At 65.9% G+C, this 20,564-nt stretch carries 19 protein-coding genes and 1 other RNA gene; 9 read left to right on the forward strand and 11 right to left on the reverse strand.

The features are described 5' to 3' along the window. The first annotated feature begins 3 nt into the window (after positions 1-3). Both RAN53_RS06995 and RAN53_RS07000 read left to right on the forward strand, forming a co-directional pair. Entirely contained in the window at positions 4-1,146 is a 1,143-nt protein-coding gene (locus RAN53_RS06995; RefSeq protein ID WP_305796107.1) for a murein hydrolase activator EnvC family protein, read from the forward strand. Positions 1,147-1,216: 70 nt separating this feature from the next. Beyond that, positions 1,217-2,536, forward strand: coding sequence for a S41 family peptidase (locus tag RAN53_RS07000; protein ID WP_305796108.1), 1,320 nt, complete (start codon positions 1,217-1,219; stop codon positions 2,534-2,536). Positions 2,537-2,555: 19 nt separating this feature from the next. On the opposite strand, the gene RAN53_RS07005 is transcribed toward RAN53_RS07000, so the two are convergent. The 4 genes from RAN53_RS07005 to RAN53_RS07020 form a co-directional block, all read right to left on the reverse strand. Continuing rightward, positions 2,556-3,818, reverse strand: a complete 1,263-nt coding sequence (locus RAN53_RS07005; RefSeq protein ID WP_305796109.1) for a UbiH/UbiF/VisC/COQ6 family ubiquinone biosynthesis hydroxylase — start codon at positions 3,816-3,818, stop codon at positions 2,556-2,558. 74 nt (positions 3,819-3,892) lie between these two features. Continuing rightward, positions 3,893-5,128 carry a 2-octaprenyl-6-methoxyphenyl hydroxylase gene (gene ubiH, locus RAN53_RS07010; RefSeq protein WP_305796110.1) on the reverse strand — a complete coding sequence of 412 codons (1,236 nt, stop codon included), beginning with the start codon at positions 5,126-5,128 and terminating at the stop codon, positions 3,893-3,895. 68 nt (positions 5,129-5,196) lie between these two features. Beyond that, complete coding sequence (pepP, locus tag RAN53_RS07015; protein ID WP_305796111.1) at positions 5,197-6,534, reverse strand: Xaa-Pro aminopeptidase; 1,338 nt, start codon at positions 6,532-6,534, stop codon at positions 5,197-5,199. A 27-nt stretch (positions 6,535-6,561) separates the two neighbouring features. Then, positions 6,562-7,140, reverse strand: a complete 579-nt coding sequence (locus RAN53_RS07020) for a YecA family protein (RefSeq protein WP_305796112.1) — start codon at positions 7,138-7,140, stop codon at positions 6,562-6,564. Positions 7,141-7,313: 173 nt separating this feature from the next. Between RAN53_RS07020 and RAN53_RS07025 the strand changes: the two genes are divergently transcribed. The 3 genes from RAN53_RS07025 (at position 7,314) to RAN53_RS07035 (ending at position 8,502) form a co-directional block, all read left to right on the forward strand. Beyond that, the gene (locus RAN53_RS07025) at positions 7,314-7,625 is read left to right on the forward strand and encodes a cell division protein ZapA (RefSeq protein ID WP_305796113.1); all 312 of its coding nucleotides are present in this window, start codon (positions 7,314-7,316) and stop codon (positions 7,623-7,625) included. Positions 7,626-7,665: 40 nt separating this feature from the next. Beyond that, a non-coding RNA gene (gene ssrS / locus RAN53_RS07030) (6S RNA) lies at positions 7,666-7,850 on the forward strand. Positions 7,851-7,857: 7 nt separating this feature from the next. Continuing rightward, positions 7,858-8,502: a 5-formyltetrahydrofolate cyclo-ligase gene (locus RAN53_RS07035; protein ID WP_305796114.1), complete on the forward strand. Its 645-nt coding sequence runs from the start codon at positions 7,858-7,860 to the stop codon at positions 8,500-8,502. 323 nt (positions 8,503-8,825) lie between these two features. Here RAN53_RS07035 and ilvA read toward each other — a convergent pair whose 3' ends face one another. Next, positions 8,826-10,340, reverse strand: a complete 1,515-nt coding sequence (gene ilvA, locus RAN53_RS07040; RefSeq protein WP_305796115.1) for a threonine ammonia-lyase, biosynthetic — start codon at positions 10,338-10,340, stop codon at positions 8,826-8,828. Positions 10,341-10,534: 194 nt separating this feature from the next. On the opposite strand from ilvA, the gene rpiA reads away from it, so the two are divergent. After that, positions 10,535-11,236, forward strand: a complete 702-nt coding sequence (gene rpiA, locus RAN53_RS07045) for a ribose-5-phosphate isomerase RpiA (protein WP_305796116.1) — start codon at positions 10,535-10,537, stop codon at positions 11,234-11,236. A gap of 4 nt (positions 11,237-11,240) precedes the next feature. Here rpiA and waaA read toward each other — a convergent pair whose 3' ends face one another. The 3 genes from waaA to RAN53_RS07060 are packed head-to-tail and all read right to left on the reverse strand — an operon-like array spanning position 11,241 to position 15,042. Continuing rightward, on the reverse strand, positions 11,241-12,518 hold the full coding sequence (gene waaA / locus RAN53_RS07050) for a lipid IV(A) 3-deoxy-D-manno-octulosonic acid transferase (protein ID WP_305796117.1): 1,278 nt from the start codon (positions 12,516-12,518) through the stop codon (positions 11,241-11,243). Further along, entirely contained in the window at positions 12,518-13,948 is a 1,431-nt protein-coding gene (hldE, locus tag RAN53_RS07055) for a bifunctional D-glycero-beta-D-manno-heptose-7-phosphate kinase/D-glycero-beta-D-manno-heptose 1-phosphate adenylyltransferase HldE (RefSeq protein WP_305796118.1), read from the reverse strand. Before hldE ends, waaA begins: the two co-directional genes overlap by 1 nt. A gap of 5 nt (positions 13,949-13,953) precedes the next feature. Beyond that, positions 13,954-15,042 carry a glycosyltransferase family 9 protein gene (locus tag RAN53_RS07060; protein ID WP_305796119.1) on the reverse strand — a complete coding sequence of 363 codons (1,089 nt, stop codon included), beginning with the start codon at positions 15,040-15,042 and terminating at the stop codon, positions 13,954-13,956. On the opposite strand from RAN53_RS07060, the gene RAN53_RS07065 reads away from it, so the two are divergent. Then, a complete protein-coding gene (locus RAN53_RS07065; protein WP_305796120.1) occupies positions 15,041-15,760 on the forward strand; it encodes a 3-deoxy-D-manno-octulosonic acid kinase in 720 nt (239 codons plus the stop codon). The two genes, RAN53_RS07060 and RAN53_RS07065, sit on opposite strands and share 2 nt — an antisense overlap. On the opposite strand, the gene RAN53_RS07070 is transcribed toward RAN53_RS07065, so the two are convergent. Genes RAN53_RS07070 through RAN53_RS07080 form a run of 3 tightly spaced genes read right to left on the reverse strand, consistent with a single transcriptional unit; the run spans position 15,748 to position 18,226 of the window. Then, positions 15,748-16,335, reverse strand: coding sequence for a YrbL family protein (locus tag RAN53_RS07070; RefSeq protein ID WP_305796121.1), 588 nt, complete (start codon positions 16,333-16,335; stop codon positions 15,748-15,750). The genes RAN53_RS07065 and RAN53_RS07070 overlap by 13 nt on opposite strands. Then, a complete protein-coding gene (locus RAN53_RS07075) occupies positions 16,323-17,480 on the reverse strand; it encodes a glycosyltransferase family 4 protein (RefSeq protein ID WP_305796122.1) in 1,158 nt (385 codons plus the stop codon). The genes RAN53_RS07070 and RAN53_RS07075 overlap by 13 nt, the downstream gene beginning before the upstream one ends. Beyond that, positions 17,477-18,226 (reverse strand): glycosyltransferase family 2 protein, encoded by a 750-nt coding sequence (locus tag RAN53_RS07080; protein ID WP_305796123.1) that lies wholly within the window; start codon positions 18,224-18,226, stop codon positions 17,477-17,479. The genes RAN53_RS07075 and RAN53_RS07080 overlap by 4 nt, the downstream gene beginning before the upstream one ends. Positions 18,227-18,304: 78 nt before the next feature. Here RAN53_RS07080 and RAN53_RS07085 point away from each other — a divergent pair, with 78 nt between their 5' ends. Continuing rightward, positions 18,305-19,348, forward strand: coding sequence for a glycosyltransferase family 4 protein (locus tag RAN53_RS07085; RefSeq protein WP_305796124.1), 1,044 nt, complete (start codon positions 18,305-18,307; stop codon positions 19,346-19,348). A gap of 12 nt (positions 19,349-19,360) precedes the next feature. Further along, positions 19,361-20,326, forward strand: a complete 966-nt coding sequence (locus RAN53_RS07090; RefSeq protein ID WP_305796125.1) for a glycosyl transferase family 90 — start codon at positions 19,361-19,363, stop codon at positions 20,324-20,326. Positions 20,327-20,564: the final 238 nt, after the last annotated feature.

Below are 20,564 nucleotides of genomic sequence, written 5' to 3' on the forward strand. Positions count from 1 at the left end.
CGGATGGCCAGGCCTGCCACTCCCCTCGGCACGCTGCTGCTGACGCTCTGCCTGGCGGGCCCACTGGCGGCCCAGCCCAGCGAAGAGGCGGTACAGGAGCGCCTCGATGCCATCGGCGAGGCCATCGACGAGGCCGGCCAGCGCGTATCGGCGACCCGCCAGGCCCGCGACGAGGCGGCGCGCCAGCTGGAGGCGATCGAGACGTCGCTGGCCGCCACCCATCGCCGGCTCGATGAGCTCCAGGCCGAGCGACGCGGGCTGGGTGCCGAGATGGAGACCCTCCAGGCGCGCCGCGACGAGCTCGAGGCCGAGCGCGCCGCCCAGCTCGAGGCCATCCATACCCAGCTCGACGCCCTCTACCGCCTGGGCCGCTCGCCCCAGCTCAAGCTGCTGCTCAATCAGGACGACCCGGCGCGGCTCGATCGTCTCCAGCACTACCTGAACCACCTGGCCCGGGCTCGCCGCGCGCGGCTCGACGAGCTGGCGCGCCTGGATGCGGCCCTGGCCGAGACCCGCCGCGAGCTCGAGGCCCGCGGCGAGCGCCTCGACGCCCTCGCCGCCGAACTGGCCAGCCGCAGCACCCAGCTGGCCGAGCAGATGCGCGAACGCGCCACCCTGGTCGCCGAACTGGACAGCCGTCACAGCGGCGAGGCGGCCCGGCTCGCTTCCCTGGAGCAGGACCGCGAGCGCGCCGAACAGGTGCTGCGCGATGTGCAGGAGCAGCTGGCCCGCCTGCAGCGTCCCCCGCCCTCCACCGCCATCGAACGCACCCGGGGCGAGCTGCCCTGGCCGATACAGGGCAACATCGCCTCACGCTTCGGCGCCGGCGATGCGGTGCACCGCAACGGCATCGTGATCCTCGCCGCCGAGGGCAGTCCGGTACGCGCCGTGCACGCCGGCCGGGTGGTCTTCGCCGACTGGCTGCGTGGCTTCGGCAACCTGCTGATCATCGACCACGGCGATGGCGTGATGACTCTCCATGCTCACCTGCAGCACTTCACCGCCCAGGTAGGCCGCCCGGTCTCCCGCGGCGAGGTAATCGGCGCCGTGGGGATGAGCGGCGGCCATCAACGCCCGGCGCTCTACTTCGAGGTGCGCCGCGGCGGCGACCCCATCGACCCCCAGTCATGGATCGCCCGCCGCTGAAGGTCGCTTTCCATGCACGCCGGCGGCGGGCTATGCTGGTCGCTCACCGTTCCGGAACAGCGGAGTTAGCATGACCCCAGCGCTTTCCCACTCGGGCAGGTCTCCCCGCTCACGCTCCCCCAGGCGCCTGCTGGCCGGGTTGCTGCCGCTGACTCTGCTGGCGCTGCCCCTGGCCCTGCTGTCACTGCCGGCACCGGCCCAGAGCGTCGATGACGAGCTGCCGGTGGCCGAGATCCAGACCTTCGCCGAGGTCTTCGAGCGCATCAAGCGCGCCTACGTGGAGGAGGTCGATGACGCCAGCCTGCTGCGCAACGCCATGCGCGGCATGCTCAGCGAGCTCGATCCGCACTCCGCCTACCTCGATCGCGAGGCGTTCCAGAGCCTGCGCGAGTCGACCCAGGGCGAGTTCGGCGGGATCGGTATCGAGGTGGGCATGGAGGATGGCCAGCTGACGGTGATCACCCCCATCGACGATACCCCGGCCTCGCGTGCCGGCCTGCAGGCCCGGGACCTGATCCTGCGCATCGACGACACGCCCACCGAGCGCATGTCGCTGCAGGAGGCGGTGGACCTGATGCGCGGCGAGCCGGGCAGCGAGATCGAGCTGACCATCCTGCGCCAGGGCGAGAGCTCGCCACGCAGCATCACCCTGACACGCGAGAACATCCGCACCGAGAGCGTGAAGAGCGAGCTGCTGGCGCCCGGCTTCGGCTACCTGCGCGTCAGCCAGTTCCAGACCCGCACCGGCGACCAGGTGGGCGAGCATATCCGCGAACTGGAGCGCGACGGCGCCCTCGACGGGCTGGTGCTGGACCTGCGCAACAACCCCGGCGGCGTGCTGCAGGCCGCGGTGGCGGTGGCCGACGCCTTCCTCGACGAGGGGCTGATCGTCTATACCGAGGGACGCCTGCCGGATACCGAGATGCGCTTCTCGGCGAACGCCAGGACGGCGGCCCCCGATGTCCCCCTGGTGGTGCTGGTCAACGGCGGCAGCGCCTCGGCGGCGGAGATCGTCGCCGGCGCCCTCCAGGACCAGAGCCGCGGCGTGGTGATGGGCACCGAGAGCTTCGGCAAGGGCTCGGTCCAGCAGATCATGCCGCTGGGCAACGGCGAAGGGCTCAAGCTCACCACGGCGCTCTACTTCACCCCCGGGGGCCGCTCCATCCAGGCCCAGGGCATCGAGCCGGATGTCCGGGTGGTGCGCGGGCGCGTGGAGGTGACCGAGAATGGCCGCGGGGTCCGCGAGTCAGACCTGGAGGGCCACCTCGGCTCCCGGGACGCGCCGCGGGAGAGGACCGAGCAGAGCGAGCGGCTCCGCGAGGACTATCAGCTCGGCGAGGCCCTCAACCTGCTCAAGGCCCTCAATGTGATCCGCCAGCGCGACCGCTGAGCCGCTTTACCCTTCCCGGTCAGCGGCAGCTGGCAGGCAGCCGGCCGCGCTGGCCGGTGGCCTGCTGCAGCAGCAACCGCTTGAGCGGGACCAACCGATCCACGCCACTCATCCCCAGGTTGCGCGCCAGCGACAGGGCCGGGTGGCGTGCCCCGAACAGCAGCCGGAAGCCGTCCATCAGCGCCAGCATGCCGGCGTTGTCGCCGCGACGGCGGCGCGCATAGCGCGCCAGCACTCGCTCGTCACCCGGCATCACGCCGCGCCGGCGTGCCGCCAGCAGCTCCTCGGCCAGCACCGCCGCATCCATCAGCCCCAGGTTGACGCCCTGGCCGGCCAGGGGATGGATGCCGTGGGCGGCGTCACCCACCAGGGCGAAGCCGGGCAGGGTGTAGCGCTCGGCGTGGCGCTGCACCAGCGGGAAGGCCACCGCCTCGTCCAGCACCGTCACCTCTCCCAGCCGATGGTCGATGGCCGCCGCCAGCGCCTCACCCAGCGCCTCGCGTTCGAGGCCGGCCAGGCGCTCGGCCTCGGCGGGCGACGTGGACCAGACGATGGAGCAGTGATGCTCGCCGCCCTCCACCGCCAGGGGCAGGAAGGCCAGCGGCCCGCTGGGCAGGAAGGCCTGACGCGCCACCTGGCCGTGGGGCAGCGCGACGCGCACCGTGGTGACCAGACCCACGTGGCCGGTCTCACGCTGGTCGACGACGATGCCCGCCAGGTCGCGCAGCGGCGAGCGGGCGCCATCCGCGGCCACCACCAGGGGCGCGCTGAGCTGCCGGCCATCGGCCAGCAAGATGCGCCGCCCCTCGGCGCCGCCCTCCAGCCCTTCGACCCGGGCCCTCAGGCAGAGGTGTACCGAGGGCAGGGCCACCAGGCGCCGCTCCAGAGCCGCCAGGGTGACGTCGTTCTCGACGATATGCCCGAGCACCGGCAGACCCGCCTGGTCCGCGGAGAAGCCGACCTCGCCGCTGCCTTCGGCATCCCACACCTGCATATGGCGATAGGGGCTGACACGCCGCGCTGCCATCCACGGCCAGGCACCCAACCCCTCCAGCAGCCGCTGCGAGACGGGAGTCAAGGCGCTGACCCGTCGCGCCGGCAGGCCCCGTCCCGCGGCCTCGGAGTCCAGCAGGGCTGGCCTGGCATCCACCAGGGCCACCTCGACCCCGGCCTCGCCGAGCAGCGCCGCCAGGGCGGCCCCCACCATGCCACCGCCGACGACGATCACTTGGTAGTCATCCCCAGCCGCGTGCGCTCCGCTATGCTCGCCTTCACCTTTCATGTCCTCGCTCCCTCTCGCATCCTTGTGCTCCTGCCCTGTTGGACTCATCGCTCCAGCCCTCATCTCTCCAGCTCTTATCTCTCCAGACCCATGGCGCGGCGAGCCAGGTCACGGCGCAGGGGCCCGGCCAGGTTGAGGCCGATCAGCCCGGCGGCACGCGCGTGGCCGAGCAGCCGGCTGTCGATACCGAACAGCCGCACCAGGCCGTCGCTGAAGCGGATCACGTTGCGACGGTCGGCGTCGCGACGGGCATCGAACGCCTCGAGCACCCCGGCATCACCGACCGACTGCCCCGCCACCAGCGCCGCCTCCAGCGCGGCCACCAGGTCCATGACGCCGCGCATCGCCAGGTTGAAGCCCTGGCCGGCCACCGGGTGCAGGGCATGGGCCGCGTTGCCCAGCACGGCGAGTCCCGGCCGCGTGGTTTCTCGAGCGGTCACCAGGCTCAGCGGATAGGCGTGGCGGCTGCCCACGCGCCGAAAGCGACCCGCGCGGTCGCCGAAGGCGACCTGCAGCTCGGCCAGGAAGTCACCCTCCGACAGAGCCAGGCGTCGCCGCTCCTCGCCGGCGGCGTGGGTCCACACCAGCTCCATGGTCTGCCCCCGCAGCGGCAGCAGGGCGATCGGCCCCTCGCGGGTGAAGCGTTCCCAGGCGACCCCCTGGTGGGGGCGGCTCGTCTCGACGCTGGCGATCAGTGCCACCTGGTCATAGGGCCGGGCATCGCTGGCGATGCCCAGGCGCTCCTTGAGTCCGGAACGCCCCCCGTCCGCCAGCACCGTGAGGCGAGCCTGAAGGTTGGCGCCAGAGTCGAGCGCCAGACGATAGCCCCCCGCCGCCGGCTCGATCGTCTCGACCCGGTCCGGGCAGTACCAGGCCAGGGGCAACCCGGCGAGGCGCCGATGCAACACGCGTCCCATCCAGGCGTTGGGGACCACATGGCCCAGTGCCTCGACACCCAGCTCCCGGGCCTCGAGACGGGTGGCACCGAAGTGGCCGCGCTCGCTGACGTGGATGCGGCGGATCGCGGCGGCCTCCTCGGCCATCGCCGGCCATACCCCCATCTCGGTGAAGTGCAGGGCGGACCCCAGGGAGATCGCACTGGCCCGGGCATCGAAGCTGGGCTGCCAGGGGGCGGCGGCCAGGTCGAGGATGGGTGACGCCTCGATCACCGCAACAGACAGCCCGTGGCGCTCGATCAGCGGTGCCAGCGCACAGGCCAGGCTGGCCCCCACCAGTCCGCCGCCGACGATGGCGATATCCACCGTCTCCGTTGCAGATGCCGTATCAGGAGATGTTGTACCGGGGGTCATGGCGCCACCTCAGGCGAATATTTCATAATGTACGTTACATAAAGGCTATTGGCTCTCCACGTGAGCGATCACTTCTCGGCCATCAGCGCCTCGATGGCTTCCACCGACTTCGGGGCGGCGGCGGTCAGTACCTCGTGCCCCTCGTCGGTCACCACCACGTCGTCCTCGATGCGTATGCCGATGCCGCGCAGGGCCTCGGGGATATCATCATCGGCGGGGATGTAGAGCCCCGGCTCCACGGTGAGCACCATGCCAGGCACCAGCGGCCGGGGTTCACCGTCGCGGCGATAGCGGCCCACGTCATGGACGTCCAGGCCCAGCCAGTGGGAGGTGGAGTGCAGGTAGAAGCGCCGGTAGCTCTCGTCATCGATGCGCGCCTGCACCTCGCCCTCGAGCAGCCCCAGGTGGATCAGCCCCTCGGTCAGGCCGCGCACCACCTCGGTGTGGATCGCCGCCAGGGTGGTGCCGGGGCGCACCGCGGCCACCGCGCGCTCCTGAACCCCCAGCACTTCCGCGTAGAGCGCGCGCTGGGCGTCGCTGAAGCGGCCATTGACCGGAAAGGTGCGCGTGATGTCGCCGGCATACAGCTCGAACTCGGCCCCGGCATCGATCAGCACCAGGTCACCGTCCTCGAGCGGCGCACGGTTCTCGATGTAGTGCAGCACACAGGCATTGGCACCGCCACCGACGATGCTGGCATAGGCCGGGCCGCTGCCGCCCTGCCAGCGGAACTCGTGCTCCAGCTCGGCCTGCAGCTGGTACTCCTCAAGCCCGGGGCGCGACGCGCGCATGGCGCGCCGATGGCCGCGTGCCGAGATCTCCGCGGCATGCCGCAGCAGGGCCAGCTCCGCCGGACTCTTGATCAGGCGTGCCTCGTGGAGCAGCGGTGCCACATCCGCGAAGGCCTCGGGGGGACGCGCCCCGCGCCGCACCCGCGACACCAGCTCGGCGCGCACCTCCTCGGCCAGGGTCAGCGCCTGGTCGTTGTCCAGCGCCAGATAGAGCGTGCGCCGACCATCGAGCAGCGCCGCGAGGCGCTCGCCACGCTCGGCGTTCTCGAAGGCCTGGTCGACGCCGTGCTCGCGCACGGCCCCCTCGGCCCCCAGGCGGATGCCGGTCCAGGCCTCCAGGGTCGGGTCGCGATCCTGGCAGAACAGCACGCTCTCACCCTCGTCACGCCCCGGGAGCAGCAGCAGCAGGGCATCGGGCTCGGGGAAGCCGGTGAGATAATGGAAATCGCTGTCCTGGCGGAAGGGAAACTCGCTGTCCCGCGAACGGGTGACCAGGGAGGCGCCGGGCAGCAGCACGGCGGCGTCACCGGGCAGGGCCGCCATCAGCGCCTGGCGGCGCCGTCGATACTCGGCATTGGCGATCGGGGCCGGGCGAGGCAGGGTCTCGGGCAGCATGGGGACTCCTTGTCGACGATGGTGTATTCAGTGGCGAGTGGTGGTGTCGGTATCCTCGACCTGGGGCTGGCCGGGGTGCTGCTCGGTGTAGAGCAGCATGGCCGCCATGCGGGCGTGCTCGGCAAGGGCGAAGAGGTCACCCTCGTTCTCGGCGCTCTCCTCGAGATCGGCGGGCATGGCGGCGATTCCCTCCAGATCCTCCAGCGCCTCGCGCAGCGCCGTGGACCATGCCTCCCGGGGGGCCTCACCGGCATCCTCGATCACCTCCAGGAAGCCCTGTGTCCACTCCTTGAGGCCGTGGGCACGTTCGGCCAGGGAGAAGAGTTCATCGGGCATCAGCGGTTCGTAGCCGAGCTCGCTGCCGGAGAGGGCATCCAGGGTCTGGCGGCGCCAGGCCAGGAAGCGCTCCGCGGAGGGCTCGTCGCGTGGCTGCTCGACGCCCAGCGCCAGGCAGACCTCCTCCAGCCAGGCGGCGGGGTCGATATCGTGCATGGCGAGCCGGGCACACAGCCGCCCGTCGAGGAAGGCCGGCGACTGCATGCTGCCGTGGAGCAGGAAGAGGTCGGCAATGGTGGAGAAGTCCTGGCGTTCGTCGATCAGTGACATGGGGGCTCCGTAGTGAATAGATAGTAGTGGCCGGATAAATGGCACCGCGCGTTGACCGCTCGAGAAGGCCTCTCTTATAGTGGCTGGCCATGCGGTATTGACTGGATGTTAACGCATCGGCCCCCAGGGACGCGCGGCCAGCGTGGCCTGCCGGGTCGAGCCGGAGCCCCCCGATGAGCGACGCGACACGGCCGACCGCCGAAATCACCCTGCTGGGACGCAGCTATGTCATCGCCTGCGCCCCGGAGGAAGAGCCCAAGCTGGAGCGTGCGGCCCGCTACCTGGATCGCGCCATGACCGGCATCCACGCCCAGAACAACCTGCTGGGCACCGAGCGCATCGCCATCATGGCGGCGCTCAATATCACCCACGAGCTGCTGGAGGCGCTGGAGAACCAGCGTGAGGGCGAGCGCAGCCTCGACGCCCTGAGCGAGCGCCTGGAGCGCGCCCTGGCCGACACCCCCGGCGCAGAGCCCCCGGCGTGAATCCATTGGCCGCCCTCGGCGGGCTCTGGTACGATGAAGACGTTCCCTGGGGTGTTTGCCAGTCGTTATCGTCCCTCGAGCCTATGCGCAGTACCCAGGGGGCCAAATGCTAGCCGGACCCGTGTGCATGTCCGTGCGTCGGAAAGCCTGACGGTTCGGCTGCGGCCACCCACCTTGAACCACTGGGTTCAAGGGCCAGAACGACAGCGGCACTCTGGGGAACCTCGTCCACATGACACTTCTCATGCCGACACCCGCCGCACCCCTCTCTCTCGAGAGCTTCGATGGCTCACGCCGCGAGCTGCGACGCGAACTGCGCCGCCGCCGTCGTGCCCTGACGCCCGAACAGCGCCGACTGGCCAGTGAACGTCTGTGCCGCCGGCTGCGCCGTCTGCCCGACGTGCAGCGTGCTCGCCGCGTGGCGCTCTACCTGCCCAACGATGGCGAGATCGACCCTACCCCCCTGCTCGACTGGTTCCGGCACCGCGGCGCCCGCGTTCACCTGCCGGTACTCAAGCCGCTGTCACGCAACCGGCTCTGGTTCGTGCACTACCATGCCGACACGCCCATGATCCGCAACCGCTTCGGCATCCCCGAGCCCGAGACCCGCCACGGCGCCCATCGCGCCCGGCGGCTGCCCGCCTGGGCCCTGGACCTGATCCTGTTGCCGCTGGTGGGCTTCGACGACGCCGGCCAGCGCATGGGCATGGGCGGCGGCTTCTACGACCGCAGCCTGGCCTTCACCCGCCGCCCGGGGCCACGCCCGCGGCTGGTCGGCCTGGCCCATGACTGCCAGCGGGTCGACTCGCTGCCGGTGGAGCCGTGGGACGTGCCGCTGGACGCCATCGTCAGCGACGCCCGGCTGGTACGGCCTTGAGGCCTGAATGCGAACGGGCCGATGCCAGCTGGCATCGGCCCGTAGCATGCGCACAGGGGTCGGCAATTCGCGATCAGTTTCCCACCAGGGCCTGGGCATAACCGGTTGCCACGACGCCAACACCAAACAGCAGTACCAGGGCCATGACCACATCGGGCTTGCGCTTCATCGTCGACTCCGGGTAATGAGACATTCAACGCCGGCGACTATAGGCCGACTCCACCGCCAAGACAACCGCCGAGCCTCAACGTTCTTGCCGGGCGGGCGCCGGGTGGCCTGGCGCCGGGGGCGAGTCAGCGCTCACCTTCATTCCCTCGGGTGCCTCACGCCATGAACAGCCGATAGGCGGCGTTGTCGGACTCCTTCCAGTAGCGGTAGCCGATGGCGTCGAAGTACTCCTCGACGTGGGAGCGATCGCCATTGGGCACCTGCATGCCCACCAGCACGCGGCCGTAGGCGGCGCCGTGGTTACGGTAGTGGAACAGCGAGATGTTCCAGTCATGGGGCAGGTGGGTGAGGAAGTTCATCAGCGCCCCGGGGCGCTCCGGAAACTCGAAGCGGTAGACCTCCTCGTCGAACGTCTCCTTGGGACGACCGCCCCCCAGATGGCGGATATGCAGCTTGGCCAGCTCGTTGTCGGTGAGGTCCTCCACCGGATAGCCGGCATCACGCAGCCTGTCGATCACCGCCTGTCGATCCTCGCCGCCGGGCTTCACCTGCACCCCGACGAAGATATGCGCGTTCTCCGGGTCCGCGTAGCGGTAGTTGAACTCGGTGACCATGCGCTTGCCGATGGTCTTGCAGAACTTCTTGAAGCTGCCAGGCCGCTCGCGGATGGTCACCGCCAGGATCGCCTCGCGCTGCTCGCCGAGCTCGGTGCGTTCGGCAATATGCTGCAGGCGATCGAAGTTGGTATTGGCGCCGGAATTGATGCACAGCAGGGTCTGCCCCTCGGCGCCGGTCCGCTGGATGTACTTCTTGAGGCCGGCGAGGGACAGGGCGCCGGAGGTCTCGGCGACCGCCCGGGTGTCCTCGAAGATGTCCTTCACCGCCGCACACATCTCGTCGGTATTGACGGTGATGACCTCGTCGACCAGGTCCCGGGCGATGTCGAAGGGCACCTTGCCGACCTGGGCCACGGCGACACCCTCGGCGAATACACCGACCTGGTCGAGGGTCACCCGCTTGCCCGCCTCCAGCGCCGCCTTGAAGCAGGCGCTGTCCTCACTCTCGACGCCGATCACCTTGATGTCAGGGCGCAGGTACTTGACGTAGGCGGCCACGCCGGCGATCAGACCGCCGCCGCCCACCGGCACGAAGATGGCGTCCAGCGGACCGCCGTGCTGACGCAGGATCTCCACGGCGATGGTGCCCTGACCCGCCACCACGTCGATATCGTCGAAGGGCGGGATATAGGTGTAACCGTGCTCCTCGATCAGCGCCTGGGCGTGCTCCGCCGCTTCTCCGAAGGCGTCGCCCTTGAGCACTACCTTGGCACCCCGGGCGCGTACCGCAGACACCTTGATCTCCGGGGTGATGCGCGGCATCACGATGATCGCCTTGACGCCCATCTGCTTCGCCGCCATGGCCAGGCCCTGGGCATGGTTGCCGGCGGACGCCGCGATCACGCCCTTGGCCTTCTGCGCCTCGCTGAGCTGGGCCATCTTGTTGTAGGCGCCACGAATCTTGAAGGAGTAGACCGGCTGCAGGTCCTCGCGCTTGATCAGAATGGTGTTGTTGAAGCGACGGGAGAGGAAGGGAGCCGGTGATATCGGCGTTTCCCGAGCGGCTTCATAGACCCGGGCCTGGAGAATCTTCTTGACGGTAGCTTCGAGCATCCTGATATCCCAGAGGCGTGACGCGAGAGGACGCAGCATGAATGCTGCGATGCGGGGAACCCTTATTGGTAGCATCTCCGCCGGCCTCACGTCCAGCTGGCGCCATCGGCAGACGGGCTCTGCTGGCTTATAATGGCGCCGGTTTCCCCACCCCATTCATCCCGCCGATTCACCCCACCCAAGGAGAGCGCCCCATGACCCAGGCCGGCCTATCCCAGGATCAGCTCAAGGAGGCCGTCGCCGCGGCCGCCATCGACGAGGTTCGCCCCCAGCTGCACCGCGACACCGTGCTCGGCATCGGTACCGGCTCCACCGCCAACCGCTTCATCGACCGCCTGGCCGAGCTGCGCCACGACTTCGCCGGCGCCGTGGCCAGCTCCGAGGCCAGCGCCGAGCGCCTGCGCGGCCACGGCATCGAGGTATTCGAGCTCAACTCCGTGGGCACGGTGCCCTTCTATATCGACGGCGCCGACGAAGTGAACGCTCACTTGCAGATGATCAAGGGTGGCGGCGCGGCCCTGACCCGCGAGAAGGTGGTGGCCGCCTGTGCCGAACGCTTCATCTGCATCGCCGACGCTTCCAAGCGGGTCGAGCGGCTGGGCGAGTTCCCGCTGCCGGTGGAGGTGATCCCCATGGCCCGCTCCTACGTGGCCCGGGAGCTGGTCAAGCTGGGCGCCGACCCGGTCTACCGCGAGGGAGTGGTCACCGACAACGGCAACCAGATCATCGACTGCTATGACTTCATGATCGACGATCCGCTGGCCATGGAAACGCGCCTCAACGCCATCGTCGGGGTGGTGACCAACGGCCTGTTCGCGGCCCGCGGCGCCGACGTGCTGCTGCTCGGTAGTGCCCAGGGGGTAGAACGCCTGACGCCGACCTCCGCAACGAAGTAAGCGCTTACTCCGTCGGCAGGAGCCGGCTGATCCCTTCGAGGGTCCTGGCCAGGGCGCCACGATTGGCCGCCACCACGCCGCGCCCCGCCTCGCCGAGACGGCGGCGCTCGGCGGGATCCTCGAACAGCACGGCGAGCGCCTCGGCGAGGCGCGCCTCGTCGGCCACCTCCACCAGGGCATCGGCGCCGCGCAGCGCCATGGCCACATCGGCGAAGTTGGCAAGCTCGGGGCCGGTAACCACCGGTACCCCCAGGGCCGCCGGCTCCAGCAGGTTGTGGCCGCCGATCGGGACCAGGCTGCCGCCCACGAAGGCCAGGTCGGCGGCGCCATAGAGCGCCATCAGCTCGCCCATGGTGTCGCCCAGGTAGACCGCCGTCGTGGCCTCCGGCCACTCGCCGCGAGAGCGGCGAGCCACACTCATTCCCGCATGCTCGCACAGTGCCGCCACCGCCTCGAAGCGCTGCGGATGGCGTGGCACCAGGATCAGCAGCGCGTCGGGGAAGCGCTCGCGCAGCCGCCGGTGGGCGGCGAGCAGCAGCGCCTCCTCGCCCTCGTGGGTGGAGCCCGCCACCCAGACTCGCGAACGCCCCAGACGGGTCCGCAAGCGCTCGCTCACCTCAGAAGCCCCACCTTCCGGGGTGATGTCGAACTTCAGGGACCCCACCACCGTCGTTCGCCGAGGCGACATGCCGAGTTCGGCGAAGCGCGCGGCGTCCTCCTCGGACTTGGCGGCCAGCCAGTCGACGCAGCCCAGGGCCTCGCGCATCAGCGGGCGCAGGCGCCGATAGCCGCGGAACGCCCGAGGCGAGAGGCGGCCGTTGACCACCGCCACCGGCACGCCGCGACCACGGCAAACGTGGAGCAGGTTGGGCCACAGCTCGGTCTCGAAGAACAGCGCCAGCTCGGGACGCAGGCGCGCGACGAAGCGCGCCGCGGCGCGGGGGAAGTCCAGGGGCACGAAGTGGTGGACCAGCCGGCCATCCTGGCGCCCCTCGGCCAGGGCACGCACGCGTTCCGCTCCGGTGGCGGTCATGGTGGTCACGGTAAGCGAGTGGCCGGGGTAGCGTTCGAGCAGCGCCTCGATCAGCGGCCGGGCCGCCTGGACCTCGCCCACCGAGGCGCAATGCAGCCACAGCATGCGCGTATCGGGAGGGGTCTCGGGAATCCTCCCCAGGCGTAGCGGCCTGGGGTCAGTGAGTCCATGCTCACGGCGCAGCCGCCGCCAGGCAAGGGGGGCGGCCAGGTGCAGCAGCGTGGAGTAGGCGAGCCGGGGCCAGCCCATCAGCTCTCGCGGTCGAGGATGGTGGAGATCATCGCGGTGGTGGAGACGCCATCCTCGAAGCCCAGAACCCTCACTTCGCCGCCGGCATCGCGCACCGCCTGTCCGCCGGCGATCTGCTCGGGGCGGTAGTCGCCGCCCTTGACCAGCACGTCGGGCAGCACCGCCTCGATCAGCCGCTGCGGGGTCTCCTCGGCGAAGGGCACCACCCAGTCCACGGCGCCGAGGCCGGCGAGCACCTGCATGCGCCGCGCCAGGGGGTTGATGGGCCGCTTGGGGCCCTTGAGGCGGGCGATGGAGGCGTCGTCGTTGACCGCCACGACCAGCCGGTCGCCTAGCCGGCGTGCCTGCTCCAGATAGGCCACGTGGCCGGCGTGGAGGATATCGAAGCAGCCGTTGGTCATCACCACCCGTTCGCCGCGGGCCTGGGCGGCACGCACCGCCTCGATCAGCGCCGACTCCTCGATCACACCGAACTCGGCCAGCTTGTCGCCGTGCAGGGCGGTATAGAGCTCGGCGATGGAGAGAGTGGCGGTGCCCTGCTTGGCCACCACCAGCCCGGCGGCCAGGTTGGCCAGGGTCATCGCCTCGGGGAAGCCGTGGCCGGCGGCGAGTGCCAGGCCCAGCACACCGATCACGGTATCGCCGGCGCCGGTGACGTCATAGACCTCGCGGGCCCGGGTCGGCAGGTGCAGCGGCTCGTGCCCCTCACGGATCAGGGTCATGCCCTTCTCGCTGCGAGTGATCAGCAGCGCCTCCAGCTCGAGCTCGGCGCGCAGGGCTTCACCACGTTTCGCCAGCTCGGCATCGTCGCGGCAGTGACCCACCACCGCCTCGAACTCGGTCAGGTTGGGGGTGATCACGCTGGCCCCGCGATAGCGCGAGAAGTCGCTGCCCTTGGGATCCACCAATACTCGCTTGCCGCTGGCCCGCACCAGGCGGATCAGCTCCTCGACACGGTTCAGCGTGCCCTTGCCGTAGTCCGAGAGGATCACCAGGTCGCACGCCGGCAACGCCGCTTCCACCTTCGCCAGGAGCCCCGAGGTGTCTACTTCGCCCAGCCCCTCCTCGAAGTCGAGGCGGATCAGCTGCTGGTTGCGGCTCATCACCCGCAGCTTGGTAATGGTGGGTACGCCCGCGCTGCGCTGGAAGTGAGTGCTCACTCCGGCCGCCTCCAGGCGGCTTACCAGGCGGTCGGCGTTGTCGTCGTCGCCCACCAGCCCGGATAGCGCGGCCTGGGCGCCCAGTGAGGAGATGTTGAGCGCCACGTTGGCGGCGCCCCCGGGGCGATCCTCGCTCTCCTCCACGCGTACCACCGGCACCGGCGCCTCGGGGGAGATGCGCGAGGTGCCGCCATGCCAGTAGCGGTCGAGCATCACATCGCCCACCACCAGCAGGCGGGAGCGCTCCAGGGCGGTCAGGTCGAGTCTCATCGTCGTCAGGCGTCCTTGGCTGGGGGATGGTCGATGGCGTGCTGCAGCACCGCCTCGAGGCGCTCGATCACGTCGTCGGCGCGGATCAGCGACATGGCGTCGGGGTGGCGGACACGCTGGCCCCAGGGTATCTCCCCGGGGTCCTTGTGCAGGTAGCTGCGTACCGCGTCGGAATAGCGGTTGACCACGAAGTCGCGCCAGCGATAGGGCGCGGCACGGTCGGGATTGGTGGTGGCATAGAGCCCCACGGTGGGCGTGTTCAGGGCGTTGGCCATATGCACGGGGCCCGAGTCCGGCGCGATGACCGCCTGGGCAGCGTCGATCAGGGCCAGCAGCCCCTTGAGCGAGGTGGCGCCGATGGCATCGATCACCGCCTCGGTCGGGCAGAGGGCCTGGATGCGCTCCCCCATCTCCCGCTCCTGGGTGCTGCCACCCCCGGTCAGCACCGTGCACAGGCCGTGCTGCTCCCAGGCGTGCTGGACCACCGCGGCGTAGCCCTCGGCGGACCAGTTGCGGAAGTTGCGCAGCCGCGGGTTGGCGCAGGGGCTGGTCAGCAGGTAGCGCGCATCGCCGGTGAGGGAGCGCGCCTCGTCATGGGCCGCGGAAGGGATCGCCAGGTTCCACTCCAGGCTCAGGTCCTCGACACCCAGCAGCCGGGCGAAATCCAGGAAGGACTCCAACACATGGGCGCGCGGGTGGGGGGAGATCTGGCGGTGGGTGAACCAGTGCTGGGCATCCTTGGCGCGCGCCTTGTCGTAGCCCACCCGCACGTCGGCCTTGAGCCCCAGGGAGAGCGCACTGGCGCGCAGCGCCTGCTGCATGTGCAACAGCACGTCGAAGCGGGTATCGGCGAGTTCGCGCCACAGGGCCCGCATGCCGGCCAGGCCACTGGACTTGTCGTAGACCACGAACTCGACCCCGGAGAGGCCCGCCAGTAGACTGTGCTCGGCCTTGCCGACGATCCAGGTGATACGCGCCTCGGGCCACTGGCGCTGCAGGGCACGAATCGTCGGCACCAGGTTACAGACATCGCCCAGGGCGGAGAGTCGCAACACGCCGATGTGGCGCGGTTGGACGGGCAGAGGATGCTTCATGCGCTTGGCAACATTGAGAGCGGGAAAGTCCCATATTCTATATGATGCGGACAGTTTATGTGACGCCGGCGAGGCGCCACAAATCGGCCCGTCAACCTTCGACCCCGACTGGTGGCAGGCGCAGGGGAAGATCACCGGCCAGGCCCCGGGGCGCGGCGCCAGCCTGTTCCTGGACGCCGGTAACGGCGAGGAGTGGGTGCTGCGCCCCTACCGCCGCGGCGGCCTGGTGGCGCGGCTGAGTGAAGCCCGCTACCTGTGGACCGGCCTGGAACGCACCCGCGCCTTCCGCGAGCTGCAGCTGACCGCCAACCTGCATGCCCGTGGCCTGCCGGTGCCCCGACCGGTGGCCGCCAGCGTCACCCGTCACGGCCTGACCTATGCAGCCGCCCTGATCACCGTGCGCCTTCCCGGCGCCCGCGCCCTGGCCAGCCTGCTGGAGAACGGCGAAGCCGATGACGACCTGCTGCAACGCGTCGGTGCCACCATCCGCCGCTTCCACGACGTCGGCCTCGACCATGTCGACCTCAATGCCCGCAACCTGCTGGTGGATGAAGAAGGCAAGGTGTGGCTGATCGACCTCGACCGCTGCCGGCTGCGCGGTGATGGCGCCTGGAAAGGACGCAACCTGAAGAGACTAGAGAGTTCTGTAACCAAGTTTGTCGCTACAGAAGAAACAACGCGCACTACCGAGTGGATTACTATCGGCTATGGTAGCTGACATTCTTGTGTGGCCGTAAAGCGCGGTTTGACCGTTTTCTCCATGAACCTGGCCCACTTGCGCCGGATCTTGCGCCGCCCAAGCCAAGGTACATATTCCGGCAATGGAATAAGTTCCGAGACACCAAGGCCGTCGATAAGTATGACCGTGGTGGTGTCCGCCCGTTCGATCACCAGAAGGTTGCTCAGTACCAAATCGCAAGGCACCACGTTATAGGCCAACAAGTAGGCCTGGAGTGCTTCGAGCCCAGCCCAAAAGCGGCTTACCTGCTGCGGCGTCAGCGGCTTGGCCAGGTACTCAGCCACATTGGGTGGAAGTTTTCCCCGATCATCGAGCACCAACTGCTGCTCGATACCGATCAAACCCTCATCTTCCACCACCCCGAAGAACTCGGGAATAAGCGTGAACGGTACACCTCGCCGCCGCAAGCCGCTAAAATACCGAAGTTCGCGACGAGTCTGCTTGGCTTTTTCTCGCCGACTGAGCTTGATACATCGACCGGGGTCATCCGGGTGCTGGTAGCAGATACGCTCATCTCCCCGGCCGATGATTTTCCAATTCCTTACGTCTGGCATCGAGCCGCCTGCTTTTGCTGGTATACGTCAAGAATGCACCGGTAGTTCTTAGCCATGATTTCTTCTACATCGAGGGATAACGCCAACTCGCGGCAGCGAATTTTCAGTTCAGCATCACCCTTACACTTGGCCCAATAAGCCATAGCGTCGGTGAGTGCCTCAATGTCATCTGCTCGATCGATGACCGTTGCCACCTCTGACGTTACCACTTCTTTAGCGCCACATTTCTTGGTAGTTATAACTGGCGTGCCACAGGAAAGCGCCTCAAGTACGGTAAAGCCAAATGGCTCATAATACGCAGGTAGCATGTAGCAGTCGGCGAGGGAAAAATATCGTTCGGGTGAAGACTGCTCACCCAGGAAACGGCATTTTTCTGCTATGCCGAGACGCTGGGCAAGCTCCTGATACTGAGCCTGCCGGGAGTCACGGCCAACCACCAGCAAGATGGCTTCTCCGTCGAGCCGGGAGAAGGCTTCAAGGGTTGGCTCCAGCCCCTTGCGACGATAACCGGTGCCCAGAAAAAGGAAAACAGGAACTTGATCACCCAAGCCTAATTCCCGTGAAAGGGTACTAACATCACCATTGAGCCGTGAGCGGTCAAAACGGTGAGTATCGACAAAGTTATGGATTACGGAACGCCGCTCAGCAGGCACATTGTACGCTTCCGCAATCTCGCTATCACTTTGCCATGAATTGGAGACCACGTGGTAATAGGCGCCGGGCGCCATGGCTCTGGCCTCAATTCGCGCAGCCACCCTATCCTTCCACCGCCACTGACGCTTGGGCTTCGATGCCAAGTGGTGATAAACAGTACCTCCACCAATACGCAATAAATCGTGCGTCCAGGTTTTTCCCAAGGCATAGACAAGGTCATAATCGGCTGACTTGACGTGTTTCTCCACTGCTTGAGCAAATCGCCACATACGCTGGGCCTTTCCGATACTGAACGGGCGCAGGCGAACAAAACGTATGGCTGGATGCGCAGGCGCCACATGGGAGCGGCAAATGATAGTCACATCTTCACCGCGTTCTGCCAGGTAGCGTGACAACTCATTGAGAAAACGCTCAGTACCGCCAGAGGCAGCGTGACGCATATGCACTAGGGCTATTTTCACTGGCACGGCCTCATGGGACGGCGCATTCATATCTCTCGAACACGACGTTTCATATATTTCCAGAACACACCGTTTGCATTAGCCACGGCGATCACCAAACCACGCCAACCATCGAGAAAACCGCGCTTCAAAATATAGGTTCGCAAAAAAGCAAACGCGGACTTTAATACAATAACCCCCACAGGATATACCCGCAACTTTTCTGAACCTGCACGAATACTTGAATAACGATTTATCTTTTCCAGGAACTGACCAAGTTCGGTAACTGCCAAATGTTCAAGGCAACCGTCAAGCCGTACGACCTGTGTAGTTGGGCTAACTGCAACCGACTCGTGCACCATGGCATCATTGAAGTTATGCCGCTGGCGATGAAAGACGCGTACCAACCAGTCATTGCCCCAGCCCGAATGGTGCACGGGCTTGCCCAATAGCCAGTTTTCCCGCAGCACCTCGACCACCTGGTCCGCATCAGCGGTGGGCAGCCAGCCGTTCAGCGCCTCAAGCCAGCGGGCGCTGGGCGCCTCATCGGCGTCCAGCGATAGTACCCAGTCATTGCGGGCAAGCGATACCGCATGGCGCTTGGTCGGGCCAAAGCCAAAAAACTCGCCCTGGTGAAGTGATACATTAGCGTAACGACGAGCAATTTCGAGAGTCTCATCGGTGGACCCGTTGTCGTAAACTACCACTTCTCCCAGGGCCTCGAGCGAATCGAGGGTGCGGGCCAGGGTTGCCGCCGCGTTGCGGGTAATGATCACGGCACTCAGCTCAGAGAGCATGTAAAACCGTCCTGCCAGAATAGACTGCGAATGCTACTATAGCCGCCATTATCCCCACAAATTTTCTACGAGGCGGCCTTGCACATCATCCACGCCAATCTGGCCCGGGGGTTTCGCGGCGGCGAGCGGCAAACGGTGCTGCTGATCCAGGCGCTGGCCGACAGGGCAGAGATATCATTCCAGACGCTAGTGTGCCAGCCAGACTCGCCCCTGCGCACAGAACTGGCCACAACGCCCAGGGTGCGATTTGTCAGCGCTCACCATCAGCTGGCCGGTCATCGGCAGGCGGGTCGAGCTACCATGGTCCATGCCCACGACGCCAAGGCGGTACACTGGGCCTGGCTGCATCTACGTCTTATGAAGACTCCCTACCTCATTACCCGGCGAGTGGATACACCGGTCAAGCGAAAAATCAGCAATAAGCTGTTTTATCGAGATGCGTATCGCTGTGTGGCGCTATCCCGGGCCATCGCCAAGGAAATACAGCCATTATGCCCGGAGCCGGTAGTGCAGATTCCCAGCGCCTTTACTCGACTGACACCGGATCTCGACGTAGCACATTCTTTTCGTACATGTTACCCAGGGCGCTTTCTGGTCGGCCATGCTGGTGCGCTGGTTGACCGGCACAAGGGGCAACGCGTGCTACTCGATGCCGCCCGCCGGCTACAGCACTCTCACCCCGATATGCTTTTTGTCTTTTTTGGCCGTGGGGAAGATGAAGCCATCCTCAAAAAGGAGAGTGCCGCACTGGATAACGTCATCTGGGCTGGCTTCCAACCCGATATCGGTAATTACTTGCCGGCACTAGACGTGTTCGCCTTCCCTTCACGCAACGAAGGCTTGGGGTCAGTACTGCTGGACGCCATGCTTGCCGGAGTACCTGTGGTAGCCAGCCAGATTGGAGGCATCCCTGATATTGTCCACCACGGCGAAACGGGGCTATTGTTTCCGCCCGGTGACGGTGAGGCTCTCGCCCGACAGCTTGTGCGACTTCGCGATAACGCATTACGCCAGGCGCTTGCGCATAATGCCACTGAGCACTTGGCTGAATACACACCAGAGGCCATGGCCAACTCCTACATGGCCATTTACTCCTCGCTTACCCAACACCGTATTGATTAGGTGCCATCGCCCATGAAGAGCGGAAAAAACGCCTACCGTGCGCACAAGTTCATGTTCTACACCACAGGTCTTCTTGGCTCTTTAGTCCCGAGGATTTTTTTCCGGCATCAGCTCAAACCTCTGTTGGACGAATTTGACACCCTTCCCTCGGCCGAACAAGAAGCCATCATGGAGCGCGTGGAATATTATAATAAACTTGATAATTCAACAGAGCTTTCCAGCGAAGCTGTCAGGAATGACAATTTCAGAATACGCGCCAAGAAATCGACGTATCACATTGATTTTTATAAAGTCGCAAGATATTTCCCAGGCAGTAGCGCATACCACTATCGATTTGGCGACAAGACTTTTGTTCCCCATGAACCCACGTTTGTAAAAAGCAGGCCCATTAGCGAGAATAATCAGAATTCGGTACTACTTAAGCTCGACAGTGTACGGCATTTCTACACGGTAAAAGATCCTTATCATTACAAAAACAAAAAGGACACCCTAGTTTGGCGGGGAGCAGCACATCAGCCCCACCGGCAACACTTTCTAGCACAGTGCCACGATATGGACCTCTGCGATGTCGGCGCCACCGACAATAAGGTGGAAACCGCCGCATATCGCAAGCCATTCATGTCCATTGAGCAACAGTTTGAGCACAAATTCATCTTCAGCATTGAAGGAAACGACGTCGCCACCAATCTGAAGTGGATCATGGCGTCTAACTCTCTTTGCTTCATGAAGCGACCGATTTATGAAACCTGGTTCATGGAAGGCACCCTTACTCCAGGACATCATTACGTGGAGGTCAGCGATGACTTTTCTGACCTGGACGAAAAAATAGAATATTTTCTATCACATCCCAAAGAGGCCCAAGATATTATCCACAATGCTAACCGCTACATTGCCAAATTTTATCATCCACAACGGGAAAACCTTATCGCTCTAATGGTTTTTGTCCGCTACCTATCATACACACATCAATCATTTTAATTAACAATTATAAATTAATCACGCGACCAGTTCCATGGCCATCAAGCAGTCGGTGGACTTCATCATCGGCAGCTGCAATACGGTATCAGCTACCCAAAGTAGTCTCTCTAACGTTAGCAGCGGCGCTACATTCCTAACCACTCGCTCTAATTCGTAAATTCACTGCCAACACCCCGGCTCAGAGAATAACTCCACACCCAACGACGAAGAGCCTAATAACAATGCGATAGTGGCGACA

The sequence above is a fragment of the Halomonas sp. SSL-5 genome (genome assembly GCF_030708455.1).
In the GTDB taxonomy this organism is placed as follows: Bacteria; Pseudomonadota; Gammaproteobacteria; order Pseudomonadales; family Halomonadaceae; genus Halomonas.

What these genes read in the sequence shown, in the direction of transcription:
- RAN53_RS07035 (WP_305796114.1), top strand. Translation starts at nt 7,858, where the DNA reads ATGACACTTCTCATGCCGACACCCGCCGCACCCCTCTCTCTCGAGAGC.
- RAN53_RS07000 (WP_305796108.1), top strand. Translation starts at nt 1,217, where the DNA reads ATGACCCCAGCGCTTTCCCACTCGGGCAGGTCTCCCCGCTCACGCTCC.
- hldE (WP_305796118.1), bottom strand. Translation starts at nt 13,948, where the DNA reads ATGAGACTCGACCTGACCGCCCTGGAGCGCTCCCGCCTGCTGGTGGTG.
- RAN53_RS07065 (WP_305796120.1), top strand. Translation starts at nt 15,041, where the DNA reads ATGCGCTTGGCAACATTGAGAGCGGGAAAGTCCCATATTCTATATGAT.
- RAN53_RS07005 (WP_305796109.1), bottom strand. Translation starts at nt 3,818, where the DNA reads ATGAAAGGTGAAGGCGAGCATAGCGGAGCGCACGCGGCTGGGGATGAC.
- pepP (WP_305796111.1), bottom strand. Translation starts at nt 6,534, where the DNA reads ATGCTGCCCGAGACCCTGCCTCGCCCGGCCCCGATCGCCAATGCCGAG.
- RAN53_RS07080 (WP_305796123.1), bottom strand. Translation starts at nt 18,226, where the DNA reads ATGCTCTCTGAGCTGAGTGCCGTGATCATTACCCGCAACGCGGCGGCA.
- ilvA (WP_305796115.1), bottom strand. Translation starts at nt 10,340, where the DNA reads ATGCTCGAAGCTACCGTCAAGAAGATTCTCCAGGCCCGGGTCTATGAA.
- RAN53_RS07020 (WP_305796112.1), bottom strand. Translation starts at nt 7,140, where the DNA reads ATGTCACTGATCGACGAACGCCAGGACTTCTCCACCATTGCCGACCTC.
- RAN53_RS07025 (WP_305796113.1), top strand. Translation starts at nt 7,314, where the DNA reads ATGAGCGACGCGACACGGCCGACCGCCGAAATCACCCTGCTGGGACGC.
- RAN53_RS06995 (WP_305796107.1), top strand. Translation starts at nt 4, where the DNA reads ATGGCCAGGCCTGCCACTCCCCTCGGCACGCTGCTGCTGACGCTCTGC.
- ubiH (WP_305796110.1), bottom strand. Translation starts at nt 5,128, where the DNA reads ATGACCCCCGGTACAACATCTCCTGATACGGCATCTGCAACGGAGACG.
- RAN53_RS07090 (WP_305796125.1), top strand. Translation starts at nt 19,361, where the DNA reads ATGAAGAGCGGAAAAAACGCCTACCGTGCGCACAAGTTCATGTTCTAC.
- RAN53_RS07075 (WP_305796122.1), bottom strand. Translation starts at nt 17,480, where the DNA reads ATGAATGCGCCGTCCCATGAGGCCGTGCCAGTGAAAATAGCCCTAGTG.
- waaA (WP_305796117.1), bottom strand. Translation starts at nt 12,518, where the DNA reads ATGGGCTGGCCCCGGCTCGCCTACTCCACGCTGCTGCACCTGGCCGCC.
- RAN53_RS07060 (WP_305796119.1), bottom strand. Translation starts at nt 15,042, where the DNA reads ATGAAGCATCCTCTGCCCGTCCAACCGCGCCACATCGGCGTGTTGCGA.
- RAN53_RS07070 (WP_305796121.1), bottom strand. Translation starts at nt 16,335, where the DNA reads ATGCCAGACGTAAGGAATTGGAAAATCATCGGCCGGGGAGATGAGCGT.
- rpiA (WP_305796116.1), top strand. Translation starts at nt 10,535, where the DNA reads ATGACCCAGGCCGGCCTATCCCAGGATCAGCTCAAGGAGGCCGTCGCC.